Source organism: Xanthomonas sp. LF02-5 (genome assembly GCF_034105325.1).
Lineage (GTDB): Bacteria > Pseudomonadota > Gammaproteobacteria > Xanthomonadales > Xanthomonadaceae > Xanthomonas_A > Xanthomonas_A sontii.
Genome location: NZ_JAXGGF010000020.1, coordinates 1 through 745, shown reverse-complemented (window position 1 = coordinate 745; position 745 = coordinate 1). Strand labels below are relative to the sequence as shown.

The following is a 745-nucleotide window of genomic DNA, read 5'->3' as shown; positions in this document are numbered from 1 at the left end:
GCCTGCAAGGCGGCGCTGGCGCGGGAATTGACCGGCTACATGATGCCCTCGGCCTTCGTGATCCTGGAGCGCCTGCCGATCACCCCCAACGGCAAGATCGACCGTAACGCGCTGCCGGCGCCGCAGGCCGGCGCCTTCCATCGTCGCGCCCATACCTATGCCGACACCGACACCGAAGCGCAGCTGCAGGCGGTCTGGGCTGCGCTGCTTGGCCATGAGGGCATCAGTACCACAGTGGACTACTTCGAGGCGGGCGGGCATTCATTGCTCGCCACGCGCCTGGTGTCCGGGATCCGCGACGCGTTCGGGGTCGAACTATCGCTGCGCGAGATCTTCCAGCACCCCACCATCCGCGCGCAGGCCGCGCTGATCGCGTCCAGGCCGCGGACATCCGCGTCAGGCCCGCGCGTCGGCATGCGCCCCGAGCGGCTGCCCCTATCCGCGGCGCAGCAGCGCCTGTGGTTCGTGTCCGCAGGCGCAGAGGGCGACGGGCGCTACGGAATCGGCACCGCGCTGCGGCTGCACGGCCGCCTGAGCGTGGAGACGCTCGAGGACACCCTTGCGCGGATACAGCAGCGCCACGAGATCCTGCGCACGACCTACCATGTCGACACCGAAGGCGCCTGGCAGCAGATCCATCCGCACGGCGGTGCCCGGCTTGAATTGCTGGACTGGTCGGCCGACGCTGCCGGAGAACACGAAGCGCGCCTTGCCCAACTGATCGCCGACGCGGGGATGAGACCCT

General features: G+C 69.5%; 1 protein-coding gene. It reads left to right on the top strand.

Going from position 1 to position 745, the window contains the following annotated elements:
• Nucleotides 1-745, top strand: a 745-nt coding sequence (locus SLW52_RS21050) for a phosphopantetheine-binding protein (protein ID WP_320741232.1), incomplete at both ends; no start/stop codon positions are given.